This is a genomic window from Pseudomonas sp. PKS (genome assembly GCF_051913525.1).
Taxonomy (GTDB): Bacteria; Pseudomonadota; Gammaproteobacteria; order Pseudomonadales; family Pseudomonadaceae; genus Aquipseudomonas; species Aquipseudomonas guariconensis_D.
The window spans coordinates 39779-56302 of sequence record NZ_JBEGDO010000029.1; the positions used below are offsets into that span (position 1 = coordinate 39779).

The 16524-nt window shown below is 63.2% G+C and carries 16 protein-coding genes; 9 read left to right on the forward strand and 7 right to left on the reverse strand.

Annotated elements, in window-relative coordinates; translation table 11 throughout:
• Nucleotides 1-22: 22 nt before the first annotated feature.
• Nucleotides 23-850, reverse strand: a complete 828-nt coding sequence (cheR, locus tag ABOA88_RS21865; protein WP_043210928.1) for a protein-glutamate O-methyltransferase CheR — start codon at nucleotides 848-850, stop codon at nucleotides 23-25.
• Nucleotides 851-901: 51 nt separating this feature from the next.
• On the reverse strand, nucleotides 902-1831 hold the full coding sequence (locus tag ABOA88_RS21870; RefSeq protein ID WP_196168956.1) for a chemotaxis protein CheV: 930 nt from the start codon (nucleotides 1829-1831) through the stop codon (nucleotides 902-904).
• 63 nt (nucleotides 1832-1894) lie between these two features.
• On the opposite strand from ABOA88_RS21870, the gene flgA reads away from it, so the two are divergent.
• The 4 genes from flgA (at nucleotide 1895) to ABOA88_RS21890 (ending at nucleotide 4480) form a co-directional block, all read left to right on the forward strand.
• Nucleotides 1895-2647 (forward strand): flagellar basal body P-ring formation chaperone FlgA, encoded by a 753-nt coding sequence (gene flgA / locus ABOA88_RS21875; protein ID WP_196168955.1) that lies wholly within the window; start codon nucleotides 1895-1897, stop codon nucleotides 2645-2647.
• A 186-nt stretch (nucleotides 2648-2833) separates the two neighbouring features.
• On the forward strand, nucleotides 2834-3142 hold the full coding sequence (flgM, locus tag ABOA88_RS21880; protein WP_196168954.1) for a flagellar biosynthesis anti-sigma factor FlgM: 309 nt from the start codon (nucleotides 2834-2836) through the stop codon (nucleotides 3140-3142).
• A gap of 46 nt (nucleotides 3143-3188) precedes the next feature.
• Nucleotides 3189-3656 carry a flagella synthesis protein FlgN gene (locus ABOA88_RS21885; RefSeq protein ID WP_367851225.1) on the forward strand — a complete coding sequence of 156 codons (468 nt, stop codon included), beginning with the start codon at nucleotides 3189-3191 and terminating at the stop codon, nucleotides 3654-3656.
• Between the two features lie 80 nt (nucleotides 3657-3736).
• Nucleotides 3737-4480, forward strand: coding sequence for a flagellar brake protein (locus tag ABOA88_RS21890; protein ID WP_367851224.1), 744 nt, complete (start codon nucleotides 3737-3739; stop codon nucleotides 4478-4480).
• A gap of 78 nt (nucleotides 4481-4558) precedes the next feature.
• On the opposite strand, the gene ABOA88_RS21895 is transcribed toward ABOA88_RS21890, so the two are convergent.
• The 3 genes from ABOA88_RS21895 to bkdR all read right to left on the reverse strand — a co-directional run bounded on the left by ABOA88_RS21895 (nucleotide 4559) and on the right by bkdR (nucleotide 8144).
• The gene (locus ABOA88_RS21895) at nucleotides 4559-5902 is read right to left on the reverse strand and encodes an MFS transporter (protein ID WP_196168952.1); all 1344 of its coding nucleotides are present in this window, start codon (nucleotides 5900-5902) and stop codon (nucleotides 4559-4561) included.
• A 131-nt stretch (nucleotides 5903-6033) separates the two neighbouring features.
• Nucleotides 6034-7275 (reverse strand): glutamine synthetase family protein, encoded by a 1242-nt coding sequence (locus ABOA88_RS21900; RefSeq protein ID WP_196169150.1) that lies wholly within the window; start codon nucleotides 7273-7275, stop codon nucleotides 6034-6036.
• Between the two features lie 383 nt (nucleotides 7276-7658).
• Nucleotides 7659-8144, reverse strand: coding sequence for a Bkd operon transcriptional regulator BkdR (gene bkdR, locus ABOA88_RS21905; protein WP_043210945.1), 486 nt, complete (start codon nucleotides 8142-8144; stop codon nucleotides 7659-7661).
• A 197-nt stretch (nucleotides 8145-8341) separates the two neighbouring features.
• On the opposite strand from bkdR, the gene ABOA88_RS21910 reads away from it, so the two are divergent.
• From ABOA88_RS21910 to lpdA, 4 genes are read left to right on the forward strand one after another with little or no spacing between them, the layout of a single operon-like run.
• Nucleotides 8342-9574 (forward strand): 3-methyl-2-oxobutanoate dehydrogenase (2-methylpropanoyl-transferring) subunit alpha, encoded by a 1233-nt coding sequence (locus ABOA88_RS21910; protein ID WP_196168951.1) that lies wholly within the window; start codon nucleotides 8342-8344, stop codon nucleotides 9572-9574.
• A 1-nt stretch (nucleotide 9575) separates the two neighbouring features.
• Nucleotides 9576-10634: an alpha-ketoacid dehydrogenase subunit beta gene (locus tag ABOA88_RS21915; protein WP_196168950.1), complete on the forward strand. Its 1059-nt coding sequence runs from the start codon at nucleotides 9576-9578 to the stop codon at nucleotides 10632-10634.
• Entirely contained in the window at nucleotides 10635-11912 is a 1278-nt protein-coding gene (locus ABOA88_RS21920) for a dihydrolipoamide acetyltransferase family protein (protein WP_196168949.1), read from the forward strand.
• 2 nt (nucleotides 11913-11914) lie between these two features.
• Nucleotides 11915-13294 carry a dihydrolipoyl dehydrogenase gene (gene lpdA, locus ABOA88_RS21925; protein WP_367851223.1) on the forward strand — a complete coding sequence of 460 codons (1380 nt, stop codon included), beginning with the start codon at nucleotides 11915-11917 and terminating at the stop codon, nucleotides 13292-13294.
• Between the two features lie 127 nt (nucleotides 13295-13421).
• On the opposite strand, the gene ABOA88_RS21930 is transcribed toward lpdA, so the two are convergent.
• On the reverse strand, nucleotides 13422-14420 hold the full coding sequence (locus ABOA88_RS21930) for a diguanylate cyclase (RefSeq protein WP_196168947.1): 999 nt from the start codon (nucleotides 14418-14420) through the stop codon (nucleotides 13422-13424).
• Nucleotides 14421-14638: 218 nt separating this feature from the next.
• Here ABOA88_RS21930 and ABOA88_RS21935 point away from each other — a divergent pair, with 218 nt between their 5' ends.
• The gene (locus ABOA88_RS21935; RefSeq protein ID WP_367851222.1) at nucleotides 14639-15124 is read left to right on the forward strand and encodes a hypothetical protein; all 486 of its coding nucleotides are present in this window, start codon (nucleotides 14639-14641) and stop codon (nucleotides 15122-15124) included.
• Between the two features lie 86 nt (nucleotides 15125-15210).
• On the opposite strand, the gene ABOA88_RS21940 is transcribed toward ABOA88_RS21935, so the two are convergent.
• Nucleotides 15211-16524 carry a cytochrome c gene (locus ABOA88_RS21940; RefSeq protein ID WP_196168946.1) on the reverse strand — a complete coding sequence of 438 codons (1314 nt, stop codon included), beginning with the start codon at nucleotides 16522-16524 and terminating at the stop codon, nucleotides 15211-15213.

Sequence of the window (16524 nt, forward strand, 5' to 3'; positions counted from 1 at the left end):
GCGATGCGGCCCCTGTCTGGGTTTATTTAGCCTGGTAGATGATCCCCGGGCTGCACTGGACCATCTGGTAGTGGTCCGGCAACCCGTTGAGCGCCTCGGAAGCCCCAAGGAACAGGTACCCGCCCGGCTTGAGCGTGCTGTGGATGCGCATGAGGATGTCTTTCTTGACCTGGGCCGAGAAGTAGATCAGCACGTTGCGGCAGAACACGATGTCGAACTTGCCCAGCGCCGCGTAGCTGTCGAGCAGGTTGAAGGATCGGAACTCGACCCGACTGCGGATCGGCGCCTTGACCGCCCAACGGCCCGGCCCCTTGGTGTCGAAGTAGCGCTGCAGGCGCTCCTGGGACAAGCCACGACCAATGGCCAGGCTGTCGTATTCGCCGGTCTTGCAGTTGGTCAGCATCGACCCGGACAAGTCGGTGGCAACGATCTGCGCGCCCATCTTCAACTGCCCCAGGTTGCTACGCTCGAACTCGTCGATGGCCATGGAGATCGAATACGGCTCTTGCCCCGAGGAGCATGCCGCTGACCAGATCCGCAGACGCTGACCCGGGTTGTTCTTGATGAACTCCGGAATCACCTTGTTCTTGAGCACCTCGAACGGATAGGTGTCGCGGAACCACAGGGTTTCGTTGGTCGTCATCGCATCGACCACCTGCTCACGCAACCCGCTGCGCGGCTGGCTCTGAATTCGCTGCACCAGCTCACCGAGCGACTTGATGCCCTGCTGCTCCATCAGCTTGTTGAGACGGCTGGAGACCAGGTATTGCTTATTCTCGCCCAGCAAGATGCCACAGGCTTTCTCCAGGAAGACCCGGAACTGTTCAAAATCCAAATTACCCGTAGACAATGCTGCCGCCTCTTTCAAATCCCTGGTGCCAGGGGTTGCCCCCCGGCCGTTTCAATGCGTTGCCTTGATCCGATCGACCACCCGCTGAGCCAGGTCGTCCGGCTTGAACTTGGCCAGGAAGTCGTCGGCGCCGACCTTCTTGACCATGGCCTGGTTGAAGACCCCGGACAGCGAAGTATGCAGGAGGATGTGCAACTTTTGCATGCGAGGATCGCTGCGAATCTCCGCGGTCAGGGTATAGCCATCCATCTCCGGCATTTCGATGTCGGAGATCATCATCAGGAACTCCTCTTCCGGACGCTTGCCCTCTTCCACCAGTTTGTTCAGGTAGTCCAAGGCCTGGCGACCATCGTTGAGGGCCACTACCTCCACCCCCACCGACTGCAGGCAACGACTGACCTGCTTGCGCGCCACCGATGAATCATCGACGGTCAGCACTCGCAGCATCATCGCCTTGTCCTGCACCTCGGCATCGACCACACCCACGGACACTTCCTCTGACGATGGCGACACTTCGGCAAGGACTTTCTCTACGTCGATGACCTCCACCATCCGCCCGTCCACACGGGTGACAGCGGTCAGGTAGTGATCACGACCGGTCCCCTTGGGTGGCGGATGAATCTCCTCCCAGTTCATGTTGACGATGCGCTCGACCGAATGCACCAGGAAGCCTTGGGTCTTGGTGTTGTACTCGGTGATGATCACGAAACTGTTGCGCGTCTCTTCCTGCAGACCCGGCAAGCCGGTCGCCATCGACAGGTCGAGGATGGGGATGGTCGCACCGCGAATGTTGGCCACCCCACGCACCACCGGGTGGGACTTGGGCAACAACGTCAGCTCCGGGCACTGCAATACTTCCCGAACCTTGAACACGTTAATGCCATAGAGCTGCTCGCCATTGAGGCGGAACAGCAACAGCTCCAGACGATTCTGCCCCACCAGTTGCGTGCGCTGGTTGACCGAATCCATGACTCCAGCCATGCCAGACTCCTCTAGTTTTCGCCCGTGAACCGAGTCGGCACGGGCTTTGCTTTTTTGAGCGCCATGTACACGAAAACGACAGTTTACCGACGCCTGACGCGCCTGATGACCGGCTCGCTGATGGCGCTATGCCTGCTGACCTCCGGCACACGCGTGCTGGCCGATGCGGTTACCTTGCCTGAACAACTTATCGGCGTCACCCAGGGGTTTCTTGAATTCACCGTGGAGGATTATCTGGCCACCAGCCAGACTACTGGTCGCTACGAGATCCAGGTCAACCCGCTCGACCCGCGCCTGCGCATGCCGCTGTGCAGTCAGCAACTGGACGCTTCGCTTGAAAGTCCGGCACAGCCCCTGGGCAGGGTCACGGTGCGGGTACGCTGCAACGGCAGCGCGCCCTGGACCGTGTTCGTCCCGGCTCAGGTAAAGCTGTTTCGCGAGGTGGTGGTGATGACCCGCCCGCTCAGGCGCGAGAGCGTGATCGGCGAAGGCGATGTCAACCTGCGCGAGCGCGACGTAGGCACGCTCAACCAGGGCTTTCTCACAAGCCTGGAACAGGCCGTGGGCATGAAGCTGCTGCGCCCGACGGTGCTCGACCAGGTCCTGACGCCCCAGCATCTGGAGCAGGCCGAGGTGGTACGCAAGGGCGATCATGTGGTGATCACGGCCCGCAGCGGCAGCCTGAGCGTGCGCATGCCTGGCGAGGCCTTGAGCAAAGGCGGGCTCTCCGAGCAGATTCGCGTGCGCAACCTGAACTCCAAGCGCGTGGTCAAGGCACGGGTGATTGGGCCTGGACAGGTAGAGGTGGCCATGTAAGGCATTTGCGGCGCCCTGCCAAGCAGGACAGGATAAAAACTAGCGACGGGGAACGGGTTTTCCTAAACTGTGTCAGAAAACGGGTCATGCGCGCTTGCCGACAGGTGGCGATACATTCGTGCCTAAAGTTTTTTTCGGGTTGGCCGAAAACAGGGCAAGCGTCCAAATTCCCAGAGGTTTCTGATCATGGTCATCGACTTCAGTCGTTTGAATAATTCTCCGTCCGTCACGGGCGGCGTTCGCAGCAATACCGCGACCGGTAACGCCCCGAAAGCCGGCGAAACCAACGAAGCGCCACAGCCTGCCAGCGGAGAAGCGGTACACCTCAGCCAAGAGGCCCAGCAGTTGCAGAAGATCAGCGATAAGCTGCGCGACCAGCCGGAAGTCAACAGCGCCCGCGTGGCCCAGTTGAAACAGGCGATCGCCGACGGCAGCTATCAGGTCGATGCCGGCCGGGTCGCCAGCAAACTGCTTGATTTCGAAGCCCAGCGCTAACCCTCCGGGGCGCTGACTTCAAGGACGCAAGAGCCAAGAGCCAGCCATGCACGACACCACTTTGCTGCAACTGATCGAAGACGACATCGCGCCCACGCAGGAACTGCTCGAACTGCTTCAGAAAGAAGCCGTCGCCCTGCATGGCCGGGACATGCAGGTGCTGGAGAACATCCTGGCACGCAAGCAGTCCCTGATCGTCCTGCTCGAGCAGCAAGGTATGCGGCGCAACCAACTGCTGGTCGGCCTGGGCTTCTCTGCCGACCGGGCCGGCGTGCAGGCCCTGGCCGCGCAATCCTCCCTGGGCGAGGTCATGCTGCAACAACTCGAAGTACTCACCCAGTTGATGGACGCCTGCCAGAAGGTCAACGAGACCAACGGCCGGATCATCCAGTTGCAACAACACGCCACGGCCAATCAGATCAGAATCCTCATGGGTGGCGATTCTCCGTCGCTCTATGACAGCCGTGGCGCCACCTCGCCTATGGCCAAGGCCCGCGCCATCAGCCAAGTGTGATTATTTCTATCAAGGCACGGTACATACTGGCAAAATGCCGTTACTTGCGTGTGTCGTTTTTGCCTGGAGATTGATTACCCGTGTTCAATGCATCCGATGCTCCCCAGCCACCCAAGGTGCTCACCACGCCTTTGGAAATCGCAGCCAATCTGCGCCAATTGCTGGATAGCCACGATCCGCTGATCATTACCTTCCCTGAGCGCAGCCAGCGGTTCCAGAGCTACGTCGTGCATGTGGACCGTGACGCCAACACCGTGGCGCTGGACGAAATGATCCCTCGCGACGGTGAAAAGTACATCGAGAATGGCGAACCCTTCCGCATCGAAGGTTTCCATGATGGCGTGCGCATCGCCTGGGAATGCAACACCGCGACCACCATCACCGAGATCGATGGCCATCGCTGCTACCGTGCTCCCCTGCCAACCGAGATGACCTACCACCAGCGCCGCAACGCCTTCCGGGCCGCGCTCAAGCTGTCGCAACTGGTCGATATCGTGCTCGACGGTGAACGACTCAAGGGCAAGGGCGCCCTGCGCGGCAAATTGCTGGACATCTCCGCCACAGGCTGCAAGCTGCGTTTTGAAGGCAACATCGAAGAGCGCCTGCAACTGGGTGAGGTGTACGAGCGCTTCGCCGCCAGCAATCCGCTGGGCATGTCGCAGGCGATGGTAGAACTGCGTCACCTGCACTTCGAAGAGCGCCTGAACACCACCTTCGCTGGCGTGCGCTTCCACAACCTCAATGGCCAGATGCAGCGCAAGATCGAGAGCTTCGTCTACCAATTGCAGCGCGAGGCACGACGCTTCGACAAAGACGACTATTGAGTGTCGAACGCCCCATGAGAAACGCCACCTATCGGGTGGCGTTTTTCATTGCATTGCAGCCTGCTTGAAGACCAGTGCTCACACCGACTTGTCGACCTCGGCGTGGGGCACTCCCGTATCTTCCCGGGGCTTTTGCTCCTCGGCTTCGGTGTCTTCGGCCGCCACCGGCGCTTGCATCATATCCTGCACGGTCTGCTCATCGACCCGAGGGTCCAGCGCTGCCGACAAGGGCGAGCCCGCCGCTGGCATGGCCACGTGGCCCAGCGGCGCGTCCTGCACTTGATGCAGGCCGGTGACCGCCTTCGGCCGGATCCGCCACACCAGCACCAAGGCGAAGAACAGGAAGAAGGCATAGAGCATTTGCGGCCCCAGAACCTTCATCAGCACACCCGCCGCCAGCGGACCGATACAGGCCCCCACGCCGTAGGTCACCAGCAACATGGCCGTCAGCGAGACACGTCGCTCGCTTTCGACATGGTCGTTGGAAAACGCGACCGCCAGCGGGTACAGGCAGAACTGCAGCAGCGAAATCACAAAGCCGATGGCGAACAGCAACTCCAGCGGCACGCTGGGCAGCACCGCCAGCGGCAATGCAGCCAGCGCCAGACCGATCGAGACGCTACGGATCAGCACCGCACGATCGTAGCGGTCCGACAGCCAACCCAGCGGCCACTGCACCACCAACCCCGCAAAGATGCAGCTACCCATGAACAGACCGATCTGCTCGGTGGTAAGCCCCTGGTTGGCCGCATACAGCGGCGCCAGACCATAGAAGGAGCCTACGATCAGGCCCGAGCCCAGAACCGTGGACAACGACTGTGGTACCCGTTTGAGGAAGAACTTCGGCTCCATCGGCGCCGGGCGTAACGGTGCCGGGTGGATGCGCCGGGTCATTGCCACCGGCACCAGGCACAGGGCAAAGCACATGGCAACCAGCATCAGCAGTTCAGGGCCGAGCTCTGGATGCACCACCAGGATCAACTGGCCAAGCACCAGGCCCAGGTACGAGGCGATCATGTATCCGCTGAACACTGCCCCGCGGTGCTTCACATCGGCCTGCTCGTTGAGCCAGCTTTCAATGACCATGTACTGGCACATCATCCCGAGACCCACGATCATCCGCAGCCCTACCCACACTGGGAGCCAGCTGGTCATGCCGTGGCCGAGCACCGCCGCGCAGACGATGCCCGCGCACGTGGCGTAGGCGCGGATGTGCCCGACCCGGCCGATCAGCCGGTGGCCGACCTTGCCGCCCACGGCCAGGCCAAAATAGTTGGCTGCCATCAAGGCACCGACCCAAAGGCTGTCCACATGATCGGCGGCCAGGCGCAAGGCCAGATAGGTGCTGAGCAGGCCCGAGCCGATCAGCATCATCAAGGCAGCGAAATACAGCGACTGAAACGGCTTCCAGATGTTTCGCATACGTCCCGTCGGGCTCCCTGGTCAGGTGGCGTTGGCTTGCAGGCAAGCATAAAAGCAAATTCGCCGCAGCGCAGGCCCCCATTGGCTAAATAGCCGGCCAGGGGGCGTGTCCAGTGTCGGTTGTGTCGCGATCAGGCCTGTGCGGCCAGCACCCGTCGCTCCCAGGGCGTGATTTCGTCGAGGAAATCCGTCAGCTCCAAGGTCTTGGTTGCGACATAGCCATCGATGAATTCGTTCCCGAACATCTCCCGCGCCAATGCGCTGCGCTTGAGGCGCTCCAATGCGCCATGCAGGGTGCAAGGCAGGCTCAGGTGTTCCGGCACTTCGAACTCGCCCTGGATCGCGGTCGTAGGTTGCAGGCGCTGCTCGATGCCGTGCAGACCAGCGGCCAGGCTCGCAGCGATGGCCAGGTACGGGTTGGCGTCGGCCCCTGGTAGACGGTTCTCGACCCGTCGCGCCACGGGCGAACTGGCCGGAATGCGCAAGCCAGCGGCACGGTTGTCATGGGACCAGCAGGCATTGTTAGGCGAGGCGTACGGATGGCATAGGCGTTGGTACGAGTTGACGTTAGGCGCGAACAGCGCGGTGAAGTCAGCCATGCAGGCCTGCAGGCCGCCGATGAAGTGATGGAAGGTATCGGTCGGCTGCCCAGCCTCGTCGCTGAAGACGTTGCGGCCACTGTCGATGCGCACCAGGCTCTGGTGGATGTGCATCGAGCTGCCCGGTGTTCTGGCCAAGGGCTTGGCCATGCATACCACGGTCAGGCCATGCTTGAGTGCGACTTCCTTGAGCAGGTGCTTGAACAGGAAAGTCTGGTCGGCCAGCAGCAACGGATCGCCGTGAAGCAAATTGATCTCGAACTGGCTGACGCCCATCTCGTGCATGAAGGTGTCACGGGGCAAGCCTAGGGCGGCCATGCACTGATACACCTCGTTGAAAAATGGCCGCAGGCCATTGTTGGAGCTGACGCTGAACGCCGAGTGACCGAGCTCGCGACGGCCATCCTTGCCCACCGGCGGCAGGAACGGCTGGTGCGGATCGGTATTCGGCGCGAAGACGAAGAACTCCAGCTCCGTCGCGACCACCGGCGCCAGGCCAAGCGCGGCATAGCGCGCGATCACGGCCTTGAGCTGGCCCCGGGTGGAAAGTCCTGACGCCACGCCGTCGAGTTCGACCGCATCGCAAATGGCCAGCGCCCGCGGCTCGTCGCTCCAGGGCAGGCGATGGATCTGGGCAGGTTCGGCGACCAGAGCCAGGTCGCCATCATCGCTGCCGTAGAAACGGGCTGGCGGGTAACCGCCCATGATGCATTGCAGCAACACCCCCCGAGCCATCTGCAAGCGGCGCCCTTCCAGGAAGCCCTCGGCGGTCATCACCTTGCCGCGGGGTACACCATTGAGGTCGGGGGTGACGCATTCGATCTCGTCGATGCCGGTCAAACGTTCACAGAGAGAACGCGGGGCTTCGGTCGTCATGACGCTGTCCTTCTTGTTGTTTTTGCAGGCCGGGAATGGCGATAGGCACAACATAGGCGTCCGCTGTTGAAAATATCAAGCGGAGTGGGCAGCAGTGTGGAAATTTATTAACACCCGCAACGCGTCGTTGAACCCGCCACCGCCTTCGCGGGTAAACCCGCTCCCACAGATTTCCCGCACATCTGGGGGCCGACGCCGTGCCTGTGGGAGCGGGTTCACCCGCGAAAGCGTCGATGAAAGCCCCGCCCGCGTTCATGGGGCACTCAGCGCCCACACACAGCCTATTCACGCAAGGTCATGCCATTGGCCGGCAACGGCAGCGCGGTCTTGTAACGCACCTGCTTGAGGGCAAAACTCGAACGGATGTTGGCCACTCCGGGCAGGCGAGTCAGGTAGTCGAGGAAGCGCTCCAGCGCCTGAATGCTGGGCAACAGCACGCGCAGCAGGTAGTCCGGATCGCCCGTCATCAGGTAGCACTCCATCACCTCAGGCCGCTCGGCGATTTCCTCCTCGAAGCGGTGCAACGCCTGCTCCACCTGCTTCTCCAGGCTGACGTGGATGAACACATTGACGTCCAGCCCCAGCACCTCGGGTGCGAGCAACGTCACCTGCTGACGGATGACGCCCAGCTCTTCCATCGCCTTGACCCGGTTGAAACAGGGCGTAGGCGACAGGTTCACCGAGCGGGCCAGCTCTGCGTTGGTGATGCGGGCATTTTCCTGAAGGCTATTGAGAATGCCGATATCGGTGCGATCGAGTTTGCGCATGAGACAAATTCACCGGTTTTTTGTGTTTATGCGGAATGTTTATCTGCGCCGTCAGGCAAAGGCAATCAACTTGAGAGAAAAATTCTTCAGCGGTCCCCCTATGATGTAGTTAGCGCTGACCTACCAGTCACAAGCCGGTACTCAGCGGCGACCGCTTCAAAGCTCACAAAAACAACATTCGAGCGAGCGTAAAAAGCATGAACGAGTACGCCCCCCTGCGTCTGCATGTGCCCGAGCCTACCGGCCGGCCAGGCTGCCAGACCGATTTCTCCTACCTGCGTCTGAACGACGCCGGTCTAGTCCGTAAACCCCCGATCGATGTAGAGCCCGCCGACACTGCGGATCTGTCCTACAGCCTCATCCGTGTGCTGGACGAACAGGGCAATGCCGTCGGCCCATGGGCCGAAGACATCGACCCGCAGGTCCTGCGCCAAGGCATGCGCGCCATGCTCAAGACGCGGATCTTCGACAACCGCATGGTCGTTGCCCAGCGCCAGAAGAAGATGTCCTTCTACATGCAGAGCCTGGGCGAGGAAGCCATCGGCAGCGCCCAGGCGCTGGCCTTGCAATACACCGACATGTGCTTCCCGACCTACCGCCAGCAAAGCATCCTGATGGCCCGGGACGTGTCCTTGGTCGAGATGATCTGCCAGTTGCTGTCCAACGAGCGCGATCCGCTCAAGGGTCGCCAACTGCCGATCATGTACTCGGTGCGCGAGGCAGGTTTCTTCACCATCAGCGGCAACCTGGCCACCCAGTTCGTCCAGGCCGTCGGCTGGGCCATGGCCTCGGCCATCAAGGGCGATACCAAGATCGCCTCGGCCTGGATCGGCGACGGCGCCACGGCCGAGTCGGACTTCCACACCGCCCTGACCTTCGCCCACGTCTACCGTGCCCCGGTGATCCTCAACGTGGTCAACAACCAGTGGGCGATCTCGACCTTCCAGGCCATCGCTGGCGGTGAGTCCACCACCTTCGCAGGCCGTGGCGTGGGCTGCGGCATCGCCTCCCTGCGGGTCGACGGCAACGACTTCATCGCGGTCTACGCCGCCTCGCGCTGGGCCGCCGAACGTGCCCGCCGCGGCATGGGCCCGACCTTGATCGAATGGGTCACCTACCGCGCAGGTCCACACTCCACCTCGGACGATCCATCCAAGTACCGCCCGGCCGATGACTGGAGCCACTTCCCGCTGGGCGACCCGATCGCTCGCCTCAAGCAGCACCTGATCGCTACCGGCCACTGGTCCGAAGAAGAACACCAAGCCGTCACCGCCGAGCTCGAGGCCGAGGTCATCAAGGCGCAGAAAGAAGCCGAGCAGTACGGCACCCTGGGCAATGGCCACATTCCAAGCGCCGCCTCGATGTTCGAGGACGTGTACAAGGAAATGCCCGACCACCTGCGCCGCCAGCGCCAGGAACTGGGGGTCTGAGATGAACGATCACAACAACAGCATCCATCTGGAATCCGCCATGTCCACCACCACCATGACCATGATCCAGGCCCTGCGCTCGGCCATGGACATCATGCTCGAGCGCGACGACAACGTGGTGATCTACGGCCAGGACGTCGGTTACTTCGGCGGCGTGTTCCGTTGCACCGAAGGCCTGCAGAACAAATACGGCAAGTCCCGCGTGTTCGACGCCCCGATCTCCGAAAGCGGCATCGTCGGCACTGCCGTGGGCATGGGCGCCTACGGTCTGCGCCCGGTGGTGGAGATCCAGTTCGCCGACTACTTCTACCCCGCCTCCGACCAGATCGTTTCGGAGATGGCCCGCCTGCGCTATCGCTCGGCCGGCCAGTTCATCTCTCCACTGACCCTGCGTATGCCGTGCGGCGGTGGCATCTATGGCGGCCAGACCCACAGCCAGAGCCCTGAGGCGATGTTCACCCAGGTGTGCGGCCTGCGCACCGTGATGCCCTCCAACCCCTATGACGCCAAAGGCCTGCTGATCGCCTCGATCGAATGCGACGATCCGGTGATCTTCCTCGAGCCCAAGCGCCTGTACAACGGCCCGTTCGACGGCCACCACGACCGCCCGGTGACGCCGTGGTCCAAGCATCCGCAAAGTGCAGTGCCCGATGGTTACTACCAGGTACCGCTGGACAAGGCCGCCATCGCCCGTCCAGGTAACGATGTCACCGTACTGACCTATGGCACCACGGTATACGTGTCCCAAGTGGCCGCCGAAGAGACCGGCGTCGATGCCGAAGTCATCGACCTGCGCAGCCTGTGGCCGCTGGACCTGGAGACCATCGTCGAATCGGTGAAGAAGACCGGCCGCTGCGTGGTGGTCCACGAGGCGACCCGTACCTGCGGCTTCGGTGCCGAGCTGGTGTCGCTGGTGCAGGAGCACTGCTTCCATCACCTCGAAGCGCCGATCGAGCGCGTCACCGGTTGGGACACCCCCTATCCCCATGCACAGGAATGGGCCTACTTCCCAGGTCCTTCGCGGGTAGGTGCGGCATTGAAACGGGTCATGGAGGTCTGAATGGGCACGCACGTCATCAAGATGCCGGACATCGGCGAAGGCATCGCACAGGTCGAGTTGGTGGAGTGGTTCGTCAAGGTCGGCGATGTGATCGCCGAAGACCAGGTGGTGGCCGATGTCATGACCGACAAGGCCACCGTGGAGATCCCCTCGCCGGTCAGCGGCAAGGTATTGGCCCTGGGCGGCCAGCCCGGTGAGGTGATGGCGGTCGGCAGCGAGCTGATCCGCATCGAAGTCGAAGGCAGCGGCAACCACGTGGACGAACCCCACGCCAAGCCGGTCGAGGCCGTCGCGCCAGCCGCACCCGCCCCGGTCGCTGCCGAGCCCCGCCTCGAACCGCAGCCGGCCGCAAGCCCCGTGTCCAGCGCCAGCGTCGCCGCACCGATCGTGCCACGCCAGGCGGGCGACAAGCCCCTGGCCTCCCCGGCGGTGCGCAAACGCGCCCTGGATGCCGGTATCGAGCTGCGCTACGTGCATGGCAGCGGCCCGGCCGGGCGCATCCTGCACGAAGACCTCGACGCCTTCATCAGCAAACCGCACAGCGCGGCCGGCCAGGCGCCGAGTGGCTACGGCAAGCGCACCGACAGCGAGCAGATTCCGGTGATCGGTCTGCGCCGCAAGATCGCCCAGCGCATGCAGGACGCCAAGCGTCGCGTCGCGCACTTCAGCTATGTCGAGGAAATCGACGTCACGGCCCTCGAGGCCTTGCGCCAGCAACTGAACGCCAAGCACGGCCAAGACCGCGGCAAGCTGACCCTGCTGCCGTTCATCGTGCGCGCCATGGTCGTGGCCCTGCGCGACTTCCCGCAGATCAACGCCACCTATGACGACGAAGCCCAGGTCATCACCCGCCACGGCGCGGTGCACGTGGGTATCGCCACCCAAGGCGACAACGGCCTGATGGTGCCGGTGCTGCGCCATGCCGAAGCCGGCAGCCTGTGGAGCAACGCCAGCGAAATCGCTCGTCTGGCCAATGCCGCGCGCAGCAACAAGGCCAGCCGCGAGGAACTCTCCGGCTCGACCATCACCTTGACCAGCCTCGGCGCACTGGGCGGCATCGCCAGCACGCCGGTGGTCAACACGCCGGAAGTGGCCATCGTGGGCGTCAACCGCATGGTCGAACGGCCGGTCGTGGTCGATGGCCAGATCGTCGTGCGCAAGATGATGAACCTGTCCAGCTCCTTCGACCACCGGGTGGTCGATGGCATGGATGCCGCCTTGTTCATTCAGGCCGTGCGCGGCCTGCTGGAACAACCCGCCTGCCTGTTCGTGGAGTAAGCATGCAACCGATCCTCAACACGACCCTGCTGATCATCGGTGGCGGCCCTGGCGGCTACATCGCCGCTATTCGCGCCGGCCAACTGGGCATCCCTACGGTGCTGGTCGAAGGCCAGGCCCTGGGCGGCACTTGCCTGAACATCGGCTGCATTCCATCCAAGGCACTGATCCATGTGGCCGAGCAGTTCCACCAGGCCTGCCACCACGATGAACGATCGGCGCTGGGCATCAGCGTGTCCTCGCCGCGCCTGGACATCACCCGCAGCATCGCCTGGAAGGACGGCATCGTCGATCGCCTGACCTCCGGCGTTGCCGCCTTGCTCAAGAAGAACGGGGTCAAGGTGATCCATGGCTGGGCGAAGATCCTCGACGGCAAGAGCGTCGAGGTCGACGGCCAGAAGATCCAATGCGAGCACCTGCTGCTGGCAACCGGTTCCACCAGCGTGGAACTACCCATGCTGCCGCTGGGCGGCGCGGTGATTTCCTCCACCGAGGCCCTGGCCCCCAAAGCCCTGCCCCGTCATCTGGTGGTGGTCGGTGGTGGCTACATCGGCCTGGAGCTCGGCATTGCTTACCGCAAACTGGGCGTTCAGGTCAGCGTGGTGGAAGCGCGCGCGCGCATCCTGCCGACCTATGACGCCGAACTGACCCAGCCGGTGGCCGACTCGGTGAAGAAACTGGGCATCGCCCTGTACCTGGACCACAGCGTCGAAGGTTACGAAAACGGCTGCCTGCTGGCCAAGGACGGTCAAGGTGGGCAATTACGCCTGGAAGCCGACCAGGTGCTGGTCGCTGTAGGACGGCGCCCACGCACCCAAGGCTTCAACCTCGAGTCCCTGGACCTGAAGATGAACGGCGCGGCGGTGGCCATCGACGAGCGCTGCCAGACCAGCATGCGCAACGTCTGGGCCATCGGCGATGTGGCGGGCGAACCAATGCTGGCCCACCGGGCCATGGCCCAGGGCGAGATGGTCGCGGAAATCATCGCGGGCAAGGCGCGGCGCTTCGAGCCTAGCGCCATCGCAGCGGTGTGCTTCACCGACCCGGAAGTAGTGGTGGTCGGCAAGACGCCCGAGCAAGCCAGCCAGCAAGGCCTGGATTGCATCGTCGCGCAGTTCCCCTTCGCCGCCAACGGCCGGGCCATGACCCTGGAATCGAAAAGTGGCTTCGTGCGCGTGGTCGCCCGCCGTGACAACCACCTGATCCTCGGCTGGCAGGCCGTGGGCGTGGCGGTCTCGGAACTGTCCACCGCCTTTGCCCAATCCCTGGAAATGGGTGCCCGCCTGGAAGACATCGCCGGCACCATCCACGCCCACCCGACCCTGGGCGAGACGGTCCAGGAAGCGGCATTGCGGGCCCTGGGCCACGCACTGCATATCTGACACTGAAGCGGCGACAGCCGATTTGGCCCGCTGCGCCCCAGGCGCCGCGGGCATTTTTTTTGTCCTCAATCCCCGAGTTTCGCCGATCCCTGTAGGAGCGCACGACGCTCAAGAACAGGGGTGCCCCTCACTCGAAGATGGTGTTCTTGCCCGCCGCCTTGGCCCGGTACAGCGCCTGGTCGGCCCGCGCCAGCAAGCCGTGCTGGTCTTCATCGTCCTGCCAGCGCACCACGCCAAAACTCATGGTCAGGCGGCAATCGCCGATCGGCTCCATGTCGTCCAGCGCTTGGCGGATCTGCCTGGCCAGCTCCAGGGCCTGCTCCACCGGGGTCTGGGGTAAGACTGCGACAAACTCATCGCCTCCCCAGCGCGCCAGCAGGTCCTGCTTGCGCAGGCACACCCGGACGCGCTCCACCGCCTCGACCAGCGCTGCATCGCCTCGGGCATGGCCGTAGCGGTCGTTGATCGGCTTGAAATCGTCCACGTCCATGACGATCAGCGATAACGGCTGGCGGAAGCGCCGGGCACGCTCGCACTCCTGGCGTAGGGTCTTTTCCAGCCGATAGCGATTGGCGGTGCGGGTCAGGGCGTCGCGCTCAGCCAGCTCGAGATTCTCATCGAGCTGGCGCTGCAGCTGCTGATTGACCCAGGACAGCTCGCGGGTGCGCTCGGCGACCTGGGTTTCCAGCGACTGGTTCCTCTGCTGCAGCTCGATCACCAGGCGCTTGCCCGCGTCGATGTTGCGGTGGGCGCCGAGCATGCGCGCCACCGACCCATCCTCGTTGCGGGCGATTATGTGGCCGCTGTCCTCGATCCACAGGTAGCTGCCGTCCTGGCAGCGACAGCGGTATTCGATGCGATAGCGCTCGTTGCGCTGGTTGATGTATGCCTCGAAGTGGGCCATCACCCGCGGGTAGTCCTCCGGGTGGATCACGCTCTCCCAGGTCAGCACGGTGTTGGCCATCGAGTGGCTTTCGTACCCGAGCATGGCGTACCAGCCAGGGTTGCGGTAGACGTAGCCGGAGTTGGCATCCCAATCCCAGATACCGTCGCTGATCAGGTTGAACAAGGTATGCAGTTGCTGCTCACTGAAGCCGGCAGGCACCGGCCTGGACTGCTGACTCATGGACGCTCTCTCCTGGTGTCCAGCAACTGCGCCGCACTGGGCTGCTGACAGTCTTGTGGATTGCCGCCAAGCGGCAAACTCGTTCCTCTGGAGAGCAAGCTTAGCCGCAACCCCCCTTGGATCCAGATAGCCAGGACGGCCGTTTTCATGCCTTTTCAGGCCGTTGGCACAGGTCTTGCCCCTCCGGTGGCGTCATTGATTCGCAAGGAGCAAACCTGATGATCACTCTTAATGGCCTGGGCTGGCAGACTGCCGTTCAGCAGTACAACCGCGCCGGCGCCGATCAGCCATTGGCCGCCGTGCTGCCGATGCGCCTGCCCGTCGCCCCAGCCACAGCCACGCCACAGCAGAACGGCCAGAGCAGCACTTCGGGACAAAACGCCGAGGACGGACGCAAGGAGGCCTTCGCCAAGCTCATGGTGATGTTGCAGAACCCCGACGCCGCCGCGCGCCAGCAAGCCAGCGTCAACGAGCAGGACACCAGCGGTGCCCTGGAGGCATTCCGCGACTACATGGCCAAGTCACCGGAAGAGAAAATCAAGGAAAAGTACCTCGCCGAGCTGGGACTGACCGAGGAGGAATACAACGCCTTGCCGCCTGAGCAGAAGGAAAAGATCGACCAGCAGATCGCCCAGCGCATGCAAGAAGACGTGGAGCTCAAGACCCAGGCGAAGATGGCCGGACGCCAGGACGTGGAGCTGTAAGCGCGCAGCCACCTCCCACAAGGCTAGCGCTGCTCTTGTGGGAGCTGACCACGCCTGCGATGGGCCGCAACGCGGCCCCTGTCACCTCACGGTTCCTTCATCCCCGTCGTATCACCGACCAGCGACTCCGCCTTCAGCACAGGCCGTGGCGTGGTGCGCACCTCAGCCACCTGGCTCGCCGTCACCGACGCCGCCTGGTTACCCCAACTGCTGCGAATGAAGTTGACCACATCGGCCACCTCCTGGTCCTTCATACGCCAGGCGAAGCCCGGCATGGTGAAAGTCGATGGCGCAGTGGCCGTGGCCGGCAGGGTATAGCCGTCGAGCACGATGTGGATCAACGAGGTGGCATCAGCGCTCTGCAGCACCGGGTTGCCAGCCAACGCCGGGAACACCCGCGCGTAGCCCTTGCCGTCGGTGCGATGACAGGCAGCGCAGTTGTCCACGTAGAGGGCCGCGCCGGGCTTGGTATCGTCCCCTTTCCACAATGCCTCGGCGACCTGGCGATCCTCCTGGAATGGCTGGTCGTCCGGATTCACCGGCGGCAAGGACTTCAGGTAGCGGGCAATGGCCGTCAGGTCGGCCTCGGTCATGTACTGCATGCTGTGCTCGACCACATCGCTCATGCCACCGAACACCGCGGTACGCTCGTTTCGCCCGGTCTTGAGGAAGGCGACAATCTGCGCCTCGCTCCAACTGCCCAGGCCATCCTTGTGATCCCCTCGCAGGTTCTTGGCAATCCAGCCTTCCAGCGGTGCGCTGCCGGACAGGTAGGCGTCCCCACCGGCGGCATCCAGGGCTTTTTCCTGCATGGTCAAAGCCCGGGGGGTGTGGCAGGCGCCGCAGTGGCCCAGGCCTTCGACCAGGTAGGCGCCACGGGCCAGTACCGGGTCACGCCCTGCTGCGTCGAACGGTTTGACCTCGGGCGCGAACACGCCGCGCCAGAACGCCAGCGGCCAGCGCATGCTCAGCGGCCAGGGAATATCGCTCTCTTTGTTTGCCTGCTCCACTGGCTGCACGCCGCTCATGAAGTAGGCATACAGGGCCTTGATGTCGTCGTCGCTGACCCGCGCATAGGACGGATAGGGCATGGCCGGATACAACGTGCTGCCGTTCAGGCCGATGCCCTGGCGCACGGCACGCTCGAAGTCCTCGAGGCTGTAGTCGCCAATGCCGGTCGGGTCCGGGGTGATGTTGGTCGAATAGATCGTGCCGATGGGCGTCTGCATGGGCAGCCCACCGGCGAAGGGTTTGCCACCCTTGGCGGTGTGGCAGGCCACGCAATCCCCGGCCCGGGCAAGGTATTCGCCCTGCTTGACCAAGGCCGGGTCGCTCATGTCGGCGGCGTGCAACAGAGTGCTGGCGCCCAGGCTCAGGGCGGCGATCAGAATACGTTTCAT